This window comes from Bacillus sp. SN1 (assembly GCF_002796895.1).
GTDB lineage: Bacteria > Bacillota > Bacilli > Bacillales > Bacillaceae > Bacillus > Bacillus inaquosorum.
Map to the genome: position 1 here is coordinate 1 of NZ_PHIE01000016.1, position 570 is coordinate 570.

Sequence of the window (570 nt, forward strand, 5' to 3'; positions counted from 1 at the left end):
CTGTGAGAGTAGGACGCCGCCAAGCAATTGCACGCTAGTGCAATTATGGAGGATTAGCTCAGCTGGGAGAGCATCTGCCTTACAAGCAGAGGGTCGGCGGTTCGAGCCCGTCATCCTCCACCATTTTGCCGGTGTAGCTCAATTGGTAGAGCAACTGACTTGTAATCAGTAGGTTGGGGGTTCAAGTCCTCTTGCCGGCACCACTTTTATATGGTATAATACTCAAGTCTCTTGTAAGAAGAGCCATTAGCTCAGTTGGTAGAGCATCTGACTTTTAATCAGAGGGTCGAAGGTTCGAGTCCTTCATGGCTCACCATTTTTACGCGGGTGTGGCGGAATTGGCAGACGCGCTAGACTTAGGATCTAGTGTCTTTATGACGTGGGGGTTCAAGTCCCTTCACCCGCATTATATAGGATAACGGTTATAAAAACTGGACATCCTGTCTGCGGAAGTAGTTCAGTGGTAGAACACCACCTTGCCAAGGTGGGGGTCGCGGGTTCGAATCCCGTCTTCCGCTCCAACTATACCATCCACGCCGGGGTGGTGGAATTGGCAGACACACAGGACTT

5 tRNA genes are annotated in these 570 nt (G+C 50.9%); all 5 read left to right on the top strand.

Annotated elements, in window-relative coordinates:
- Positions 1-47: 47 nt before the first annotated feature.
- The 5 genes from CVV77_RS21845 to CVV77_RS21865 all read left to right on the top strand — a co-directional run bounded on the left by CVV77_RS21845 (position 48) and on the right by CVV77_RS21865 (position 521).
- Positions 48-123: transfer RNA gene (locus tag CVV77_RS21845), tRNA-Val, on the top strand.
- A gap of 4 nt (positions 124-127) precedes the next feature.
- Positions 128-203, top strand: a tRNA-Thr gene (locus CVV77_RS21850).
- Positions 204-240: 37 nt separating this feature from the next.
- A tRNA-Lys gene (locus CVV77_RS21855) sits at positions 241-316 on the top strand.
- A gap of 7 nt (positions 317-323) precedes the next feature.
- Positions 324-406 (top strand) — tRNA-Leu (locus tag CVV77_RS21860).
- A gap of 40 nt (positions 407-446) precedes the next feature.
- A tRNA-Gly gene (locus tag CVV77_RS21865) sits at positions 447-521 on the top strand.
- The last annotated feature ends 49 nt before the right edge of the window (positions 522-570 follow it).